The sequence below is a fragment of the Aeromonas sp. S5(2024) genome (assembly GCF_041403025.1).
GTDB classification, from domain to species: domain Bacteria; phylum Pseudomonadota; class Gammaproteobacteria; order Enterobacterales; family Aeromonadaceae; genus Aeromonas; species Aeromonas hydrophila.
This window is the reverse complement of the sequence record NZ_JBGLRI010000007.1, coordinates 100,330-117,116: the sequence shown is the minus strand read 5'-3', so window position 1 is coordinate 117,116 and position 16,787 is coordinate 100,330. Positions and strand designations below refer to the sequence as shown.

Sequence of the window (16,787 nt, the reverse complement as noted above, 5' to 3'; positions counted from 1 at the left end):
GTCCCGGGCCGCGCCCGGGACACTCTCACCCCATGAGCGGCGCCAGCCGCCGTGTCCGCAGCCCGGTGGCGCGGCGTGAGCTGGATCTGCAGGCGCTGGCGGATCACGGCGCTCTGTTTGCGGCCGCCGCCGGGCTTATCCCGTCCCTCAAGGGGCGGCTGGTGGCGACCGGTTCGGCTGCGGCGCTGTTGACGACGGCCGAACAGGCCACGCCGGCCGAGGTGGCGGCCGCGCTGCACGAGCATTGGCGGCTGGCCCATCCGGAGGCGGGCCCCGCCTACTGGCTCACCCGCAGCTGGGGCATGCTCTGCTGGCAATCCATCTATCTTGCCATGGTGGCCGTCTATCGGCTGCGGGCCGTGCCGGCGCTGGAGAGGCTGGGCCAGGGCTATCAGGATGGGCTGGTATCGGGCTTTACCCTGCCGGCCGAGCCCATGATCAAGGGGGAGCTGGAGCTTTTGATCAAGGTGGCGGGCGAGCGGCTGCAGGCCCATTGGCAGGCACTGTTCGCAGCGCTCGGGCAGGTGCAGCGGCTGCGACCCGGTTTCGTGCGGCCGCTCTTGGCGGACGATCTGCTGGCAGCGCTGGTGCGGGTTCCGGCGTTCTTTGACGAGATAAGCCACGCCGAGGTGGCGGCCCATGCGCCGCACTGGCTTGCCGCCTGCGGCCTGCCGGCCGAGCACCTGACGGGCTGGCAGTTGGCGCCCTGGCCGCCAGCGGCCGGCTTGGTCGGTTATGTGCGCCAGCGCTGCTGCCTGCACTACAAGCGCCGCGATGGTGACCTGTGCGCCAACTGCCCGCGGCGGCAGGGGGCGGCGAGCTGTGAAGAAGGGGCTTGAACAGAGAAGCCCTGCGTGATGAAAAGCCGCCCTCAGGCGGCTTTTTACTGTGCTTTTACGTCGCCCATCTTGCTGCGAATGCGCCCGAACAGGCTCTGCCGTCAGCAGGTTCTGATGATCCTGGTCGGCGCAGCCCCCTTCTCTTGCAAGTCACTGCGCTCTTACGTCGCCCATCTTGCTGCGAATGCACTCGAACAGGCTCTGCAAACAGGCTTGATCCCGGTCGGCGGCGCGCACGGCGCCATACATGTGGCGGCGCACCCCCTCGGCGAGCGGGCGCGCCTCGAGCAGCCCCTGGCGCACGAACTCCTCGCAGGCCCAGCGCGGCAGGGCGGCGACACCCAGGCCGGCGGCTGCCATCTGCAGCATCACGGAGGTGTTGTCCACCGGCTTGCAGCGGGCGGGTTCGATACCGGCCGGCTGCAGGAAGCGGCTGAACACGTCCATCCGCGCCCGCTCCACCGGGTAGACCAGCAGCACCTCGGGGCGCAGCTCCTCAGGCTTGATGGTCTGCTGCCCACAGAGGGGGTGGTCCGGCGCCATCACCAGCACCAGCTCGAAGGCGAACAGCGGCTCGAAGTGGAGATCGCCGCGCGCCTGCACGTCCGAGGTGAGCAGCAAGTCGAGCTGGCCGCCGAGCAGGGCGCTGATGGCATCAAAGCCCGGCACCGATTCCACCTCCAGATCCACCCCCGGCCACTGGCGGCGAAAAGCGGGCAACAGCGGCAGCAGCCACTGGATGCAGCTGTGGCAATCGAGCGCCAGGTGGAGGCGACCGGCGTCGCCGCTGTGCAGGGCCTGCAGCTGTTTCTCGGTCTGCGCCAGCGCCGGCAGCACCTGGCGGGCCAGCCCCAGCAGCTGGTTGCCGGCCGCGGTCAGCACCAGGGGGCGGCTTTTGCGCAGATAGAGCTCCAGATTGAGGCGGGTCTCCAGCTCTTTTAGCTGGTGGGAGAGGGCGGACTGGGTGAGGTTGAGGGTCAGCGCCGCCCCGGCCAGCGAGCCCTGCTCGGCCAGCGCGCTCACCGTCTTCAGGTGCTTGATGTCGATCCCCGGGTTGCTTGACACCGCCATGGTATCCCTCCTTGTTGTGCTTGGGCGGCGGCTTGGCGCCCGCCTTGAGAATTTCTTGAGAGCCAGTTGAAAAGGATTCAATAGCCAACGCCACCTTATCTTGTCATTTTGGATGTGTAAACATCTGGATGGCTAAATCATCCAGTTCACCATCAGATGAATGAGCATAAGGAATGGAACCTATGACCTGCGCACACACCCTGGGCTTTCCCCGTATCGGCGCCAAGCGCGAGCTGAAATTTGCCCTCGAATCCTACTGGCGCGGCGAGACCAGCCAGGCCGAACTCATCGCCACCGGCAAGAGCCTGCGTGAGCGTCACTGGCAGGCCCAGCAACAGGCCGGTGTGACCCTGCTGCCGGTGGGTGACTTCGCCTGGTACGATCAGGTGCTCGGCACCAGCCTGCTGGTGGATGCCATCCCCGCCCGCCACCGCCATGGCGACACCGACCTCGATACCCTGTTCCGGGTCGCCCGTGGCCGTGCGCCGACCGGCCCGGCCGCTGCCGCCGCCGAGATGACCAAGTGGTTCAACACCAACTACCACTACCTGGTGCCCGAGTTCAGCCGCGACCAGCGCTTCAAACTGGGCTGGAGCCAGCTGTTTGACGAAGTGGAAGAGGCCAAGGCACTGGGGCTGCCGGTCAAGGCGGTGCTGCTGGGCCCGGTCTCCTACCTCTGGCTTGGCAAGGAGAAAGAGAGCGGCTTCTCCCGCCTCGAGCTGCTCGATCGCCTGCTCATCGTCTATCAGGAGATCCTGGCGAAACTGGCCGCCCAGGGGGTGGAGTGGGTACAAATCGACGAGCCGGCGCTGGCGCTGGACTTGCCGGACGAGTGGCGCCTCGCCTATCTCAACGCCTATGAGCGTCTGGCCGGTCCCTGCAAGCTGCTGCTGACTACCTATTTCGGCTCTGTTGCCCATCAGCGCGACATCATCACCAGCCTGAAGGTGGACGGCCTGCACCTGGATCTGGTGGCGGCGCCCGAGCAGCTGGAGACCCTGGTCCCGCACCTGCCGGCCCAGTGGGTCATCTCGGCCGGGGTCATCAACGGTCGCAACGTCTGGCGTGCCAACCTGGCCAAGCTGGTACCGGCTCTAAAATCGCTGAAGGATAAGCTTGGCGAGCGGCTCTGGGTGGCCTCCTCCTGCTCCTTACTGCACAGCCCGGTGGACTTGACCCTTGAGTTGGAGCTGGATGCCCAGACCCGCAGCTGGTTCGCCTTCGCCCTGCAAAAATGCTACGAGCTGGGGCTGTTGGCTGACCATCTCAACGGCGGGGAGCTGGACAAGATCACTGCCTACAGCCAGCCCATCGTGGATCGGGAGTCCGACAGTCGGGTGCACAAGAAGGCGGTGCAGTCACGGCTGGCCAGCCTGACCAACAGCGATTTCGATCGCCAGAGCGCCTACCCGGTGCGGGCCGAGGCGCAGCGCTCGGATCTCAAGCTGCCGCTGTTGCCGACCACCACCATCGGCTCCTTCCCGCAGACCTCGGAAATTCGGGTGCTGCGCCAGGATTGGCGCGCCGGTCGCATCGACGACCAGGCCTACGAGGCGGGCATTCAGGCCCAGATCAAGGATGCCATCCTGCGCCAGGAGGCCATCGGGCTGGACGTGCTGGTGCACGGCGAGGCCGAGCGCAACGACATGGTGGAGTATTTCGGTGAGCTGCTGGACGGCTTTGCCATCACCCGTTTCGGCTGGGTACAGAGCTATGGCTCGCGCTGCGTCAAGCCGCCGGTGATCACCCGTGACATCGACCGACCGACCCCCATGACCCTGGCGTGGACCCAGTTTGCCCAGAGCCTGACCGACAAACCGGTCAAGGGCATGCTGACCGGCCCGGTGACCATCCTCTGCTGGTCCTTCCCGCGCGAAGACGTGAGTCGCGAGCAGTCCGCCCTGCAGATTGGCCTGGCCATTCGCGACGAGGTGGCAGATCTCGAAGCCGCCGGCATCAAGATCATCCAGATCGACGAGCCGGCGATCCGTGAAGGGCTGCCGCTGCGCAAGCAGGATCACCAGGCTTATCTGGACTGGGCGGTGCGGGCCTTCCGTCTGAGCGCAAGCCCGGTGGCGGACAGCACCCAGATCCACACCCACATGTGCTATAGCGACTTCAACCTCATCATCGAGGCGGTGGCGGCGCTGGATGCGGACGTGATCACCATCGAGACCAGCCGCAGCCAGATGCAGCTGCTCGAAGCGTTCGAGCGCTTCAACTACCCCAACGAAATCGGCCCGGGCGTCTACGACATCCACTCGCCGAATGTGCCGAGCCAGAGCTGGATTGAAGGCCTGCTGCGCAAGGCGGCCAAGCAGATCCCGGCCGAGCGGCTGTGGGTCAACCCGGATTGCGGCCTCAAGACCCGCGGCTGGGAAGAGACCGAGGCCGCCCTCAAGGTGATGGTCGATGCCACCAAGGCGCTGCGCGCCGAACTGGCCTGAAGAGCATCAGCAAACAACAAGAGAGTACGGGCATAACGAACGAGGGAAGGCGCAAGCCTTCCCTCTTTTTTGGTTGGTTGACGCCCCTCAGAGGGTGACGACAAAGGCGCCGCTGGCAAGCCCTGGGCCTGGGACGGGCGAGGGGGTGCTCGGCAGCTGCTGCGGCATGGGTTCCCTCGCCAGTGCCTCGGCCAGCCAATGGTGATCGAGGGGGATGGCATTGCGATCACCGATCACCAGATTGAGGTGCTGGGCGCCGAGGCAGCCGTAGCGGGCGGGATCGGTCTGGGTAAAGAGGCCGAGGCAGGGCACGCCGCTGGCGGCGGCCAGGTGCAGCGGCCCGGTGTCGCCGCTGACGAAGAGGGAGAGGCCGCCGGCAAAGCGGGCCAGCTCGCTCAGGCTGGCGAGGGAGACCTGCACGTCCCCGAGCCGGGGCTGGGGATCGGCGGGATCCTCGAGCTGGATCAGCAGGGTGCTGGGGTAGTGGCGGCGCAGATCCCCGAGCAATCGTTGCCACTGGGGCAGAGAGAGCCCCTTGCCCTTGCGGGCCCCGGTGAAAAAGCCGATGAGCGGCCGCGCCGGGTAGTCGTGCCTGAGTGTCAGCAGCCGTGGGCTGGCACTGTGCAGCAAGCTGCCGAGCTCAATTTGATCGGCGAGATGGCCGTGCATGCCGAGCAGTTGCAGCGGCTGGTGGGCGTAATGGCAGTGTTGGTTGGGGGTGAGGGGCTGGGGGAACAGGGCATCGCCCTTGGCATCGTCAAAGCCCAGCTTCTCTCGCGCCTTCACCCAGCCGGCGATCAGGTGATCGGTGCTGGAGGCAAAGGGCACGTAGACCCGATCATAGTGCTGACGGCGCAGCCGCCACAGCACCGACAGGGAGGCCAGCAGCCGTTTGCCCTGCAGCTTGACCGGATGAATGCGCTGCAGTTGCAGATCGGCCAGAAAGGGGAGCAGCTGGCCGCCGCTGCACACCAGCTCAATCTCGGCGTGGGGATGGGCGCTGCGCACCTTTTGCAAAAAGGGCAGCAGAAACAGGTTGTTGCCGATGCGGCAGGTACTGCGAATGACCAGGATCCGCTGGGGAGGCTGGCTGCTTGCCGGCAGTCGGCCTTGACGCGCGAGCCAGGCGAGGGCGGCCCGCTCCAGCCCGGCGGTCCAGCAGCGGCGCTGGCCGTCGAAGCGGCGAAGGGCATCTCTGATGGTGCTCATAAGTAGTGGCTCCGTGCATGAAGATGAGCTCAAGATGACACTGCGATTCTTAAGCGAATGTTAAGAGAAGGGGGAAAGGGGGCCGTCAGCAGCTTTTTTGTAAGAATTTCTTGCTGCATCACAGTTTTGTGACGAGCGCGGGGAGCAGAGGGATGGCGGTATGACTCCCATGAGGCCGCACGTCACCAAATAAGAGGGGCTGGCTGCATCTGGCTGTGGTATTGGGCGAGGGGATACCGTTAAAATTGCGCATTTGAAATAAATGTTATCCGCGCAGGAGCCCCATGCAGTTCAGGGATTTTTTTCCGGTATCCACCAATACCAGTATCAAAGAGAGTTGTTACGGCGCCCTGGGCGCCTTCGTCGGGCTGCTGGGTACCGCCCTCTTGTGTCGGTGGGGGCTGGGGCTTGAGGTCCATTGGCTGATCGCCCCCATGGGGGCCTCCGCCGTGCTGCTGTTTGCCGCGCCCGCCAGCCCGCTGGCCCAGCCCTGGTCCATCGTGGTGGGCAACGGGGTCTCGGCGCTGATGGGGGTGCTGAGTGCCAGCCTGGTGGCGGATCCGGCGCTGGCTGCGGCCCTTGCCGTGATGCTGGCCATCGCCGCCATGTTTCTCACCCGCAGCCTGCATCCGCCCGGCGGCGCCGTGGCCTTGACCGCGGTCATCGGCGGCGAGGGGATCCGCCAGCTCGGGGTCGGCTATGTGCTGCTGCCGGTGTTGCTCAACTCGCTCTTGTTGCTGCTACTGGCGCTCTGCTACAACCGGCTGCTGGGACGGCGCTACCCCAACAGCGGTCAGGCCCAGCCCAACCGCCACCAGACCGCCGATCCCCAGCCGAGCGAGCGGGTGGCGACCCAGGCGGCGGACATCGACTTTGCGCTGGAAAAGCACGGCGAGCTGCTCGACATCAGCCGCCAGGATCTGCAGGCGCTGCTGCAGGAGGCCCAGCTGCACGCGCTGCGGGCCAGGGTGGGCACGGTGCGGGTGCAGGACGTGATGTCGCGGGATCTGATCCTGATAGAGGCGCAGCAGCCGGCCATGGCGGCCTGGCAACTGCTCTCCCACCATCAGGTCAAGGCGCTGCCGGTGGTGGACGAGGCCGGCCGGCTGACCGGCATCATTACCCTGCATGACCTGATGATCGACCGGGCGTTGCAACAGCCGCGAGGCGTCGCGGACCTGGCCGAGCTGCGAGTCGCGGATCTGATGACCCGCAACGTGTCGACCGCCCGCCGCTATCAGCCGCTCTACGATCTGGTGGGGGCCTTCTCCGATGGCGGCCTGCACCACATGCCGGTGGTGGATGGCGAGCAGCTGGTGGGGATCCTGACCCAGTCGGACATGGTGGCAGCGCTGTTCAACCTGGCGCTGCACCCGGCGCAGGGCGAAACCGGCGCGCCGGTCAGTCCATAAGAAAGGCCCCTCGCGGGGCCTTTTTGTTGTCAGCGGCTTGGCTCAAGGGGCCGGGTAGATGGTGTTGCCCTGAAACACGGTCTGCTCGACCCGGGTTTCGGCAATCTGCTCCGGCGTGCCGGCCTCGACCAGGGCGAACAGATCCCGGTCGAGCACGATGAAGTCGGCGGATTTACCCGCTTCGATGGAGCCGGTGATCTCCCCCTGGCGCACCGCCCTGGCACCGTTGATGGTGTAGGCGGCCAGCATTTCGGAGAGCGAGATGCGCTGGCTGGCGCGAAATGCATCGTCGCTGCCGGCCGCCCGCACGATGCCGGCGGCCATGTTTTCAAACGGGCGGGGATCCCGGCTGTCGACCGGTGCGTCGCTGCCCGCCACCAGGATGGCGCCCGCCTTGCGGCTGCTCTCGACCGGATAGAGGGCCTGCTGCAGATAGCCCAGCGGATCGTAGAGCGCCTCGCTCAGGGACTGGCCGGCCCTGGTTGGCTGGATGAAGGGGGTGACCAGCATGTCGTAGGCAAGCTGGGGTGTGGTCCAGGCGTAGGTGAAGGTGAGGTAGAGCCCGAGTTCGCCAAGGCGACGCTGATCGTCCGGGTGCACCACCTGCAGGTGGGCCAGGGTGTGGGGGATGCCCCGATCGCCGTTGCTGGCGCGGGCGGCGGCCAGCGCATCGAGCCCGACCCGGGTGCTGCGATCACCGATGCTGTGCATGTGGATGCCAAAACCGGCCCCGTCCAGCGCGGTGACGTAGCGCTTCAGATCCGCCTCCCGGTAGTTGACGATGCCGTTGCTGCCGGCGTCTTCGCTGTCGGCGGTGATGGTGACCCGGCCGCTGTCCGGATCCAGCGCCAGATGGGGGTTCTGGTAGTTCTCCAGCATGCCGGCGTTGGGCAGGAAAGGCGGTGTGGTGAAGGGATCCCCCTCCAGCACTCCGTCGAGGAAGATCTTGACCGCATCGGCCTTGATCAGCGGGTTGCCGGCAAAGGCGCTTCTGACCTGAGTGGCCTTGGTCAGGTGCCCCTCGATGTCCAGCTTGCCGCTGTAGTCATCCTCGTGAAAGCAGGTGGCGGCGGTGATGCGCATCTGCAGCAGCCCCCGTGCCTGCATGCTGAGCAGACGCTGGCGGATGAAGTCGGTGGCACAGGCGTCCTGCACGCCGGTGATACCGCGCGAGGCCATCAGGGTGGCGATGGCCGGCAGGATCTGCTCGTACTGGGCGGCGGCCCGCTCGTCGCTGGCGCTCAGCACCCCGCTGTCAGGTACCGGAATGGCGCTGCGGGCCCCCTCCCGGATGACGCCGCTGGTCAAGTCCACATAGGGGATGAACCGCTCGAACACCCCGCCCGGCGCCAATGTGCCGAGGTTGAAGCCCACCTGATTGCCATCCTGATCTTCGGCGCTGGCCAGTGCCTGCGAGTTGTAGGCACTGGCGTGACCGTCCGCCCCGAGCAGCACCACCGGATTGTCCGGCGCCACGGCATCCAGGGCGGCCAGCAGGGTGGCATGGCTGGCGGTCGGGGTATTGCCGTCATAGGGGGACCACTGATTGACCACCAGCCACTCGCCCGGTTGTGCGGCGTAGCGGGGCAGACACGCCTTGACCTTGGCAGCCAGCTGATCGAGATCGACGGCCTGACCATCCAGATCGCACATGGGCAGGGCCACGGTGCCGAGCAGGTGGATGTGGTTGTCGTGCAGCCCCGGCAGCACCATGCGCCCCTGCAGATCCACCTGGCGGGTGGCGTTGGTCATGAAGGATTCGGCCCCCTGGCGCGAGCCGACGTAGCGGAACTTGCCATCCTCGACCACCATGGCCTCGGCCAGGCTGCGCTGGTCGTCCTGGGTGTGAATCTTGCCGTTGAAGTAGAGGGTGCTGGTCGGTTCCTGCGAGCGGTTGTCCTGCTGGCAGCCGCCGAGCAGGACTGTCATCAGCAGGGCGACAAGCCCCCGGCGGTGGTTGTGTTGTTTGCCATCCATTGCGTGCTCTCCTTGTATGATTGCAGTGATTACTGCAAATATGAGCACAGTTGTTTATTGCAGCTGTGCCGGAAAATGCCAGTGATTACTGCACTTTTTTTGACTTGTGTTGAGTCTGTCTCATCATGTAGTGATGAGACTCGGTGACCATGGAGGGAAAGACGCAATGGCGGAACACGCATTGCCAGAGGGGCTCTGCATGCGGCGTCAGCCGCGGCAGCAGCGCAGTCAGGAGGTAGCGACCCGCATCGAGCAGGCCACCCTGGTGCTGCTGCGGGAGCAGGGGTTCGCGGCGCTCAACACCAATGCCATCGCCGCCCGCGCCGGGGTGGGCATCAAGTCGCTCTATCACCTCTATCCCAACAAGGAGGCGATCATCTGCCGGCTGGCGATGGACTGGCTGGCGGCGGTGTGCGAGGCGCAGGCGGCGATCCGCCAGCAGGCCGACGACTGGCCGCAGACCCTGGCGATGCTGGATCAGGCGCTGGACGCACTGGATGAGCGCTTCGTCGGCTACGGGGCCCTGTGGCAGGCGATGGATCTCATCCCGGCCCTGCACGGGCTCGAGCAGGAGCACGAGCGCGGTCAGCTGGCATTCTGGCACGAACGGCTGCGCCATTTTGGCTGCCGCTGGCCCGAACCCGAGCTCACCAGCCTGATCCGCTACTTCTACCGGACGGCGGATGTGGTCAAGCAGTGCGCCAAGGAGCAGGGGCGCCTGGGGGATCCCATCTGGCTGCTCCATCGCCACTGGCTGCAGCAACTGGTGGCAAGCGCCATCGCCGAGCCGGATCCCGCCCGGGTGTGGCAGGCCTTGCCCACCCTGATGCCGGGCGGTGCGGCGGCAGAGGCTGAATAAACCGCACTGCGGTCAAAACAAACTGGAGTCAAAACAAGAGGGAGTGCCAGGCACTCCCTCTTTGGGATGAAACGGGAAGAGATGCAGGACAAGTCTAGCCGTAGCGGGCTAGGGTGAGCCCTTCGTCGCTGATGGCGGTGTCGCTGCCGCTGATGAGATCGCACAGCAGCTGGCCCGAGCCCGCCGCCATGGTCCAGCCCAGGGTGCCGTGGCCGGTGTTGAGCCAGAGCCCGGGGATGGGGCTTGGGCCCACCAGCGGGGTGCCGTCCGGCGTCATGGGGCGCAGCCCGGTCCAGAAGTCGGCGCGGCTGATGTCGCCCCCCTCGGGGAAGAGATCGCCGACCACCATGGCCAGGGTATCGTGCCGTTTCGGGTTGAGGGCCAGGTTGTAGCCCGACAGCTCCGCCATGCCGCCCACCCGGATCCGCTCATCGAAGCGGGTGATGGCCACCTTGTAGGTTTCGTCCAGCACGGTACTGCGCGGCGAGGCCTCGGCGTTGACCATCGGCAGGGTGAGGGAGTAGCCCTTGACCGGGTAGACGGGCAGATCGAGGCCGAGCGGGCGCAGGAACCCGGTGGCATAGCTGCCGAGGGCACAGACGATGGCGTCGGCCTTGAAGCGCTGCTCACCGGCCCGCACCGCCACGGCGCGTCCCTGCGCCAGCTCGATCTCGTCGATGGCGCAGTTGAACACGAACTTGACCCCCAGTCGCTGCGCTTCCGCTGCCATGGCCTTGGTGAAGCGGAAGCAGTCGCCGGTCTCATCGCCCGGCAGGCGCAGGCCGCCCACTATCTTGCCGCGTACCCGGGCCAGCGCCGGCTCTGCCCCTTCACAGCCTGCGGCATCGAGGGACTGGTAGGGCACGCCGTACTCTTCCAGCACCTCGATGTCGCGCTTGCTGGCATCAAGCTGGGCCTGACTGCGAAACAGCTGCAGGGTGCCGAGCTGGCGCCCTTCATAATCGATGCTCAGCTCGTCGCGCAGCAGCTTCATGCAGTCGCGGCTGTATTCGGCCAGCCGCACCATGCGCCCCTTGTTGACCGCATAGGCCGCCGGGGTGCAGTTAGCAAACATCTTCAGCATCCAGCGCAGCTGGAAGGGATCCGAGGTCGGTCGCACCGTGAAGGGGGCATGCTTTTGCAGCAGCCACTTGGCGGCCTTGAGGGGAATGCCGGGGGCCGCCCAGGGGGCCGCGTAACCGGGGGAGATCTGGCCGGCATTGGCGTGGCTGGTTTCAAGGGCCACCCCGTCACGTCGCTCCAGCAGTGTCACCTTGTGACCCGCCTTGGCCAGATACCAGGCGCTGGTCACGCCGACCACGCCACCACCGAGTACCACTATGTCCATCTTGTCTCTCCTTGACTGGGGCCCTCACCTTAATCAGCCGCCACAGGATATTCAACTGGTGTAGATATAATTGGGATATATATCTATTTACATTTATTTAACTGGTTTTCAATGTTGAAAAGTGTGGACTTGCTGGCATTAGATGTGGCAGTCAGAGCTGCTCCAGCCGGATCAGGTACTGCTCCGCCGTCGTCAGGATGGCGTGCTGCTGTTCGGCGGCTTGGCCATCCCAGTTGGCATAGGGCAGGGCGAGGCGAGGATTGCTGCCAAGTTTGTCCCGGTTGCGCCACAAAAAGTGCCAGTAGAGGCTGTTGAAGGGGCAACTCCCATCGCCGCTGCGGGCTTTGACCTGATAGTGGCACCCCTTGCAGTAGTGGCCCATCCGCTCGAGATAGGCGCCGCTGCTGGCGTAGGGCTTGCTGCCCATCAGGCCGCCGTCGGCAAATTGGCTCATGCCGCGGGTGTTGGGCAACTCCACCCACTCGATGGCATCCACATAGATGCCGAGATACCAGGCATCCACCTCGTCAGGATCGATCCCCGCCAGCAGGGCAAAGTTGCCGGTCACCATCAGCCGCTGGATATGGTGGGCGTAGGCGTGCTCCAGAGACTGGCCAATGGCGTGGCGCATGCAGGCCATGTTTGTTTCACCGCTCCAGAAAAAACCGGGCAGCGGCCGCTCGGCCCCGAGAAAATTGGTGCGCCGATAGTCGGGCATCTTCTCCCAGTAGAGGGCGCGCACGAATTCGCGCCAGCCGAGGATCTGGCGGATAAACCCTTCCACCTGCGCCAGGGTGATAGTGCCCTGATTGGCCTGCCAGTGGGCTTCGGCGGCGCGGATCACCTCGAGCGGGTGGAGCATCTTGCTGTTGAGGGAAAACGACAGGCGGCTGTGAAACAGGCTCCAGCCCCGTTCGCTCAGGGCATCCTGATAGCGGCCAAAGTGGGGCAGGCAGTGCGCCAGAAAATGGGCCAGCAACTCGCGACTCTGGCGCCGGCTGATGGGCCAGGGCAGGCTGCTGGCATCCGCCTCGCCGATGGTACTGACCCCGTGGCGGATCAGCATGGCATCGATGTCGCTCACTTCGTTGGCAAAGGTGAGGGGCGCCGGGATGGGCTGGCTCGCCGGCAATTTGGCGCGGTTCTCGTCATCAAAGTTCCAGCGCCCGCCAAGGGGCTGGCCGCTCTCATCGAGCAGCACCCTGTATTGCTTTCGCAGGGCGCGGTAGAAGAACTCCATCCGGCTGTGGGGGTAGCGCTGCCAGCCATCGCGGGGGGTGAGAAAATGTTCGCTATCCACCTCGGTGGCAGGGATGGCGAGGCCCGCCGCCCAGCTTTTCAACTGGCTGGCGAGGCGCCACTCGTCCGGGCTCTGCCAGGCAACGCTGTCGGCCTGATGCGCCGCGATCTGAGCTGCCAGCAGGGTAGGCAAGTCGGGCCAGCGGGCGCTCTCATCAAGGGTCAGGTAACAGACGCGGTGGCCCGCCTTGCCAAGGGCCGCCGCGAAGGCGCGCATGGCGGCAAAGAAGGCCAGCACCTTCTGGCGATGGTGGCGGCAGTAGTCGGTCTCCTGGCGCAGCTCCGCCATCAGATAGCAGACCGCCGGATCCGGGGTGCGAAACCAGCTGTGACCAGCGTTCAGCTGATCGCCGAGCACAAGGCGCAGCTCCATCAGACTGGCTCCCCGTTATGTTGATGACTGCTATGACGAGCGTGGCGACAGCGTTCGCTGCAGTAGCGAACCTCCTCCCAGCTGCGCGCCCACTTGCGCCGCCAGCTGAAGGGGCGTTGGCAGACGGGGCAGATCTTCTCGGGCAGATGGGCTTTGCGATGCATGGGTCTTCCGGCTGTGGGCAACGAGGTGCGTGAACAGGGTCAAGTCAACGGGATAACAGCTTAACGAAGCGGGGTGCGGGTGGGATCACCGTTGCCGGTATCGGGCCAAGTGAATGGATGCTTTGTGAGCAGGCGCACAGCCCGGCGGTGCGCCTCTTGTCTGCCAATTAACCTGCCGTTAACGTGGCGAGGCTGCCCGCTGGCAGCACCCATCAATGGATCTTATTGGCCACCGACTGTTTACAACCGACATGGAGGGGAGTGATGCCAATCATGACAGCTACGCCCCGGGCAGCTTGCCTGCTCGCCCACTGGTACACCCGGGATCCCATTCTGACCCTCGACTTTCCTCACCGCTGATTGGCGGCACCCGCCGTTTGAATTTGTCAGCCGGACGACTCTGATCGCCCCGGCCTCTTTGCCAATCCCGATTTCAAACACACTGGCCTTGCGCCGGTGAGGAGTCTTTTATGCGTCGTATACCCGAGCCGTTTCGTATCAAGATGGTCGAGCCCATCAAACAGACCACTGGCGCCGAGCGCCGCGCCGCCCTCGAGGCCGCTGGCTGGAACCCCTTCCTGCTGCTGGCCGAGGACGTCTATATCGATCTGCTGACTGACAGCGGCACCGGTGCCATGTCCGACCGTCAGTGGGCCGGCATCATGATGGGGGACGAAGCCTATGCGGGCAGCCGCAACTTCGTCGAGCTGGAGCGTGCGGTGCGCGAGATCTTTGGCTATCAGCATGTGATGCCCACCCACCAGGGGCGCGGGGCGGAGCAGATCCTCTTCCCCGAGCTGGTCAAGCGCTGCCGGGGCAAGGCGCCGGTCTTCATCTCCAACTACCACTTCGACACCACCAAGGCCCACGTGGAGTTGGCTGGGGCGCGGGCCATCAACCTGCTCACCCCGAAGGCCCTAGACACCACGGCCCCCTACGCCTGGAAGGGGGATTTTGATCTCCCTCGCCTGACCGACACCATCGAGACCCTGGGGGCCGACAACGTGGCCGGCATCATCATCACGGTCACCTGCAACAGCGCCGGTGGCCAGCCGGTCTCCATGGCCAATATGGAGGCGGTCTCCGAGCTGGCCCGTCGCCACCATATTCCGGTGGTGATCGATGCCGCCCGCTTTGCTGAGAACGCCTGGTTTATCAAGGAACGGGACCCGGCTTATGCCAAGCGCAGCATCAAGGAGATAGTGCGCCAGATGTTTGCGCTGGGGGACATCTTCACCATGTCCGCCAAGAAGGACGGGCTGGTCAATATCGGCGGGCTCTGTTGTTTCAAGGAAGATCTCGACCTGTTTCGCGCGGTGCAGGTGCGCTGCGTGGCGATGGAAGGGTTTGTCACCTACGGTGGCCTCGCCGGACGGGACATGGCGGCGCTCGCCATCGGCCTGCGCGAGGGGATGGATGAGGAGTATCTGACTTATCGCATCAGTCAGGTAGCCTATCTGGGCGAGCGGCTGGCCGAGGCGGGCATCCCCATCCAGACCCCCACTGGCGGTCATGCGGTGTTTGTCGATGCCAAAAAGCTGCTGCCCCATATTCCGGCTGAGCAGTTCCCGGCCCATGCGCTTGCCTGCGATCTCTATCTGGAAGGGGGCGTGCGCGGGGTGGAGATAGGCTCCCTGCTGCTCGGGCGCGATCCCACTACCGGCAAGCAGGAGGCGGCGGACTTCGAGCTGTTGCGCCTCACCATTCCGCGCCGGGTCTACACTCGGGATCACATGGACTATGTGGCCGACTGCCTGATCGCGGTGAAAGCGCGGGCCAGCGACATTCGCGGGCTCACCTTTGACTACGAGCCGCCGCTGCTGCGCCACTTCACCGCGCGGCTCAAGCCGGTCTGATTGCCAGCACTTTGGCGTCGTAGCCAGCGGATTTGTTCACAAGGCTAAACAACAAAAGCCCCCGCACCTAGGTGCGGGGGCTTTTTTGACGATGATAGCCGGGCGCGTTACTGGCTGCTGAACAGCTTGGTCTGGGGAGTGGACTGGGCGGTCAGGCTCATGCGACCGGAGCTCTCCAGCCAGGATTTGATCCGCTTGGCATCGGCCACCCGGGCGTTGGGGGTATCGGCATTGAGCAGCACCATGATCACCGGCTCGCGGTTGATCTGGGTGGCCATCACCAGGCAGCGACCCGCCTCGCGAATGTAGCCGGTCTTGGAGAGGGAGATGGGCCAGCTCCCTTCGCGCACCAGCCGGTTGGAGTTGAGGTAGTGCAGCTGACGCTTGCCGTTGCGCACCATGCGCTCCTCGGTGGAGGAGTACTGGCGAATAAGCGGATAGGTGGATGCCGCCGCCACCAGCTTGGCGAGATCGTGGGCGCTGGAGACGTTGCGGGGGGTGAGGCCGGTACTGTCGGAGAACTGGGTGCTCCACATGCCGAGCATGCGGGCCTTGGCGTTCATCGCCTCGATGAAGGCGCGCTGGCCACCCGGGTAGTTTCTGGCCAGCGCCGAGGCGGCGCGGTTTTCCGACGACATCAGGGCGATGTGCAGCATGTCGGCCCGGCTCAGGCGCGAGCCCACCGCCAGCCGCGACCCGGTGCCCTTGAGTCTGTCCACGTCGGCCATGGTAACCGTCAGCATCTCGGAGAGCCGCTGGTTGGCATCGAGCACCACCAGCGCCGTCATCAGCTTGGTGATGGAGGCTATCGGCATCACCCGGTTGGCGTTGCGCTCCGACAGCACTTCACCGGTGCGCGGGTTGGCCACCACGAAGGCGGCGGAGCTCAGCGCCAGATCGTTGCGCTGCTCCAGAAAGCTGTTGGGGGAGTGGGACTGGGCTGAAAACGGATTGGCCTGGGCGCTCTCCATGCTGACGGGAACAAGGAAGGCACCGAGCAACAGGGTAAGAAAAGGGCGAGTAATCATGATTTGACGCTACCGTACGGCTGACAGGGATATTTGGCTAAGTTATATGACGGTAATTGACGCTTCACAACGTCTAATGGCCCGATATTTCAATTTTATGGGATGGCGCACCTTGAAATAACGGTAATGGCGGCTATGGGTGGCTTCATACGAGTAATGATGGGGTGGGCAGGAGTGGGGAGCCTGGTCGCGGTGGGCGGCTGGCGGCGCCCCCTGGCCGCCAGATAGCCACTCTTTTACCTCTCTCTGCTGCTTGTTTCCTTCCTCTCGCTCATTCTGGGTGATCATCTCTGCTGAAAATGGCCTGATCAGGGGCGGCAACATGTGCTGATGGCCGCCATGGCCGGATGTGGATCATCACAGGATCAAGGGGATAACGGTAGGGCTTTTGGCATGCACCCGCTATGGTGTCATGGCCACCCGCATCAGCGCCGAGGGGCTGTTTTCGACAAAGTAGTGCCAGAGGTGATCATAGAGTGCCTGCTGGCCGGGGAAGCCCGCCAGTGCCTTGGCCTCGGCCAGGGTGCACCAGCGGTACTCGGTGTGCTCGTGGTTGAGGGTCACCGCCTGCCTTGGCGGGCAGTAGACCACGAACACCGGCACCAGACTGACGGTGTTGGTGGCGTGCTCGTAAAACTGCTCCAGATACTGGCCGTTGTAGAGTTCGTGCACGACGATGCCGGTCTCCTCGCGAAATTCGCGCTATGGTTTGCCAACCGGTTTCCCCCGCCTCGAGCGTGCCCGCCACATGACACCAGAAGCCGCCCTTGACCCGTTTCATCATCAGCAACCTAGTCTCGCCCTGGACGGTGGAGAGCGCGACGCCGGAGACGGCGTGACAGCGAATGGGGATCATGGGAGCGGCTCCACAAATAGGTTCAATAGACGCCTATTGTTCGGCCGCC

At 64.9% G+C, this 16,787-nt stretch carries 12 protein-coding genes and 1 pseudogene; 5 read left to right on the top strand and 8 right to left on the bottom strand.

Annotated elements, in window-relative coordinates; genetic code table 11:
- The first annotated feature begins 32 nt into the window (after positions 1 to 32).
- Positions 33 to 839, top strand: a complete 807-nt coding sequence (locus tag ACB032_RS14740; RefSeq protein ID WP_371138198.1) for a siderophore ferric iron reductase — start codon at positions 33 to 35, stop codon at positions 837 to 839.
- A gap of 150 nt (positions 840 to 989) precedes the next feature.
- Here ACB032_RS14740 and ACB032_RS14735 read toward each other — a convergent pair whose 3' ends face one another.
- On the bottom strand, positions 990 to 1,910 hold the full coding sequence (locus tag ACB032_RS14735; protein WP_371138197.1) for a LysR substrate-binding domain-containing protein: 921 nt from the start codon (positions 1,908 to 1,910) through the stop codon (positions 990 to 992).
- A 182-nt stretch (positions 1,911 to 2,092) separates the two neighbouring features.
- Here ACB032_RS14735 and metE point away from each other — a divergent pair, with 182 nt between their 5' ends.
- Positions 2,093 to 4,357, top strand: a complete 2,265-nt coding sequence (metE, locus tag ACB032_RS14730; RefSeq protein WP_371138196.1) for a 5-methyltetrahydropteroyltriglutamate--homocysteine S-methyltransferase — start codon at positions 2,093 to 2,095, stop codon at positions 4,355 to 4,357.
- Between the two features lie 87 nt (positions 4,358 to 4,444).
- On the opposite strand, the gene ACB032_RS14725 is transcribed toward metE, so the two are convergent.
- The gene (locus tag ACB032_RS14725) at positions 4,445 to 5,566 is read right to left on the bottom strand and encodes a glycosyltransferase family 9 protein (protein WP_371138195.1); all 1,122 of its coding nucleotides are present in this window, start codon (positions 5,564 to 5,566) and stop codon (positions 4,445 to 4,447) included.
- Positions 5,567 to 5,850: 284 nt separating this feature from the next.
- On the opposite strand from ACB032_RS14725, the gene ACB032_RS14720 reads away from it, so the two are divergent.
- The gene (locus ACB032_RS14720) at positions 5,851 to 6,978 is read left to right on the top strand and encodes an HPP family protein (RefSeq protein ID WP_371138194.1); all 1,128 of its coding nucleotides are present in this window, start codon (positions 5,851 to 5,853) and stop codon (positions 6,976 to 6,978) included.
- Between the two features lie 42 nt (positions 6,979 to 7,020).
- Here ACB032_RS14720 and ACB032_RS14715 read toward each other — a convergent pair whose 3' ends face one another.
- A complete protein-coding gene (locus ACB032_RS14715; RefSeq protein ID WP_371138193.1) occupies positions 7,021 to 8,955 on the bottom strand; it encodes an amidohydrolase in 1,935 nt (644 codons plus the stop codon).
- Between the two features lie 166 nt (positions 8,956 to 9,121).
- Between ACB032_RS14715 and ACB032_RS14710 the strand changes: the two genes are divergently transcribed.
- A complete protein-coding gene (locus tag ACB032_RS14710; protein WP_371138192.1) occupies positions 9,122 to 9,814 on the top strand; it encodes a TetR/AcrR family transcriptional regulator in 693 nt (230 codons plus the stop codon).
- A 94-nt stretch (positions 9,815 to 9,908) separates the two neighbouring features.
- Here the strand turns inward: ACB032_RS14710 and ACB032_RS14705 are convergent, their stop codons facing one another.
- From ACB032_RS14705 to ACB032_RS14695, 3 genes are all read right to left on the bottom strand, one after another.
- The gene (locus tag ACB032_RS14705; RefSeq protein WP_044799873.1) at positions 9,909 to 11,162 is read right to left on the bottom strand and encodes a D-amino acid dehydrogenase; all 1,254 of its coding nucleotides are present in this window, start codon (positions 11,160 to 11,162) and stop codon (positions 9,909 to 9,911) included.
- A 151-nt stretch (positions 11,163 to 11,313) separates the two neighbouring features.
- Positions 11,314 to 12,834, bottom strand: coding sequence for a cryptochrome/photolyase family protein (locus ACB032_RS14700; RefSeq protein ID WP_371138191.1), 1,521 nt, complete (start codon positions 12,832 to 12,834; stop codon positions 11,314 to 11,316).
- On the bottom strand, positions 12,834 to 12,998 hold the full coding sequence (locus tag ACB032_RS14695; RefSeq protein ID WP_224480362.1) for a DUF2256 domain-containing protein: 165 nt from the start codon (positions 12,996 to 12,998) through the stop codon (positions 12,834 to 12,836). The genes ACB032_RS14700 and ACB032_RS14695 overlap by 1 nt, the downstream gene beginning before the upstream one ends.
- A gap of 470 nt (positions 12,999 to 13,468) precedes the next feature.
- Between ACB032_RS14695 and ACB032_RS14690 the strand changes: the two genes are divergently transcribed.
- Positions 13,469 to 14,854: a tryptophanase gene (locus ACB032_RS14690; protein WP_371138190.1), complete on the top strand. Its 1,386-nt coding sequence runs from the start codon at positions 13,469 to 13,471 to the stop codon at positions 14,852 to 14,854.
- 107 nt (positions 14,855 to 14,961) lie between these two features.
- On the opposite strand, the gene pbpG is transcribed toward ACB032_RS14690, so the two are convergent.
- Both pbpG and ACB032_RS14680 read right to left on the bottom strand, forming a co-directional pair.
- The gene (pbpG, locus tag ACB032_RS14685) at positions 14,962 to 15,882 is read right to left on the bottom strand and encodes a D-alanyl-D-alanine endopeptidase (RefSeq protein ID WP_139391162.1); all 921 of its coding nucleotides are present in this window, start codon (positions 15,880 to 15,882) and stop codon (positions 14,962 to 14,964) included.
- Positions 15,883 to 16,284: 402 nt separating this feature from the next.
- Positions 16,285 to 16,738 (bottom strand): annotated as a pseudogene (locus ACB032_RS14680) (NUDIX pyrophosphatase).
- Positions 16,739 to 16,787: the final 49 nt, after the last annotated feature.

Bases quoted from the DNA above. Each gene is read 5' to 3' on its own strand.
- pbpG (WP_139391162.1), bottom strand. From the start codon at position 15,882: ATGATTACTCGCCCTTTTCTTACCCTGTTGCTCGGTGCCTTCCTTGTT.
- ACB032_RS14735 (WP_371138197.1), bottom strand. From the start codon at position 1,910: ATGGCGGTGTCAAGCAACCCGGGGATCGACATCAAGCACCTGAAGACG.
- ACB032_RS14725 (WP_371138195.1), bottom strand. From the start codon at position 5,566: ATGAGCACCATCAGAGATGCCCTTCGCCGCTTCGACGGCCAGCGCCGC.
- ACB032_RS14695 (WP_224480362.1), bottom strand. From the start codon at position 12,998: ATGCATCGCAAAGCCCATCTGCCCGAGAAGATCTGCCCCGTCTGCCAA.
- ACB032_RS14705 (WP_044799873.1), bottom strand. From the start codon at position 11,162: ATGGACATAGTGGTACTCGGTGGTGGCGTGGTCGGCGTGACCAGCGCC.
- ACB032_RS14710 (WP_371138192.1), top strand. From the start codon at position 9,122: ATGGCGGAACACGCATTGCCAGAGGGGCTCTGCATGCGGCGTCAGCCG.
- ACB032_RS14740 (WP_371138198.1), top strand. From the start codon at position 33: ATGAGCGGCGCCAGCCGCCGTGTCCGCAGCCCGGTGGCGCGGCGTGAG.
- ACB032_RS14720 (WP_371138194.1), top strand. From the start codon at position 5,851: ATGCAGTTCAGGGATTTTTTTCCGGTATCCACCAATACCAGTATCAAA.
- ACB032_RS14690 (WP_371138190.1), top strand. From the start codon at position 13,469: ATGCGTCGTATACCCGAGCCGTTTCGTATCAAGATGGTCGAGCCCATC.
- metE (WP_371138196.1), top strand. From the start codon at position 2,093: ATGACCTGCGCACACACCCTGGGCTTTCCCCGTATCGGCGCCAAGCGC.
- ACB032_RS14700 (WP_371138191.1), bottom strand. From the start codon at position 12,834: ATGGAGCTGCGCCTTGTGCTCGGCGATCAGCTGAACGCTGGTCACAGC.
- ACB032_RS14715 (WP_371138193.1), bottom strand. From the start codon at position 8,955: ATGGATGGCAAACAACACAACCACCGCCGGGGGCTTGTCGCCCTGCTG.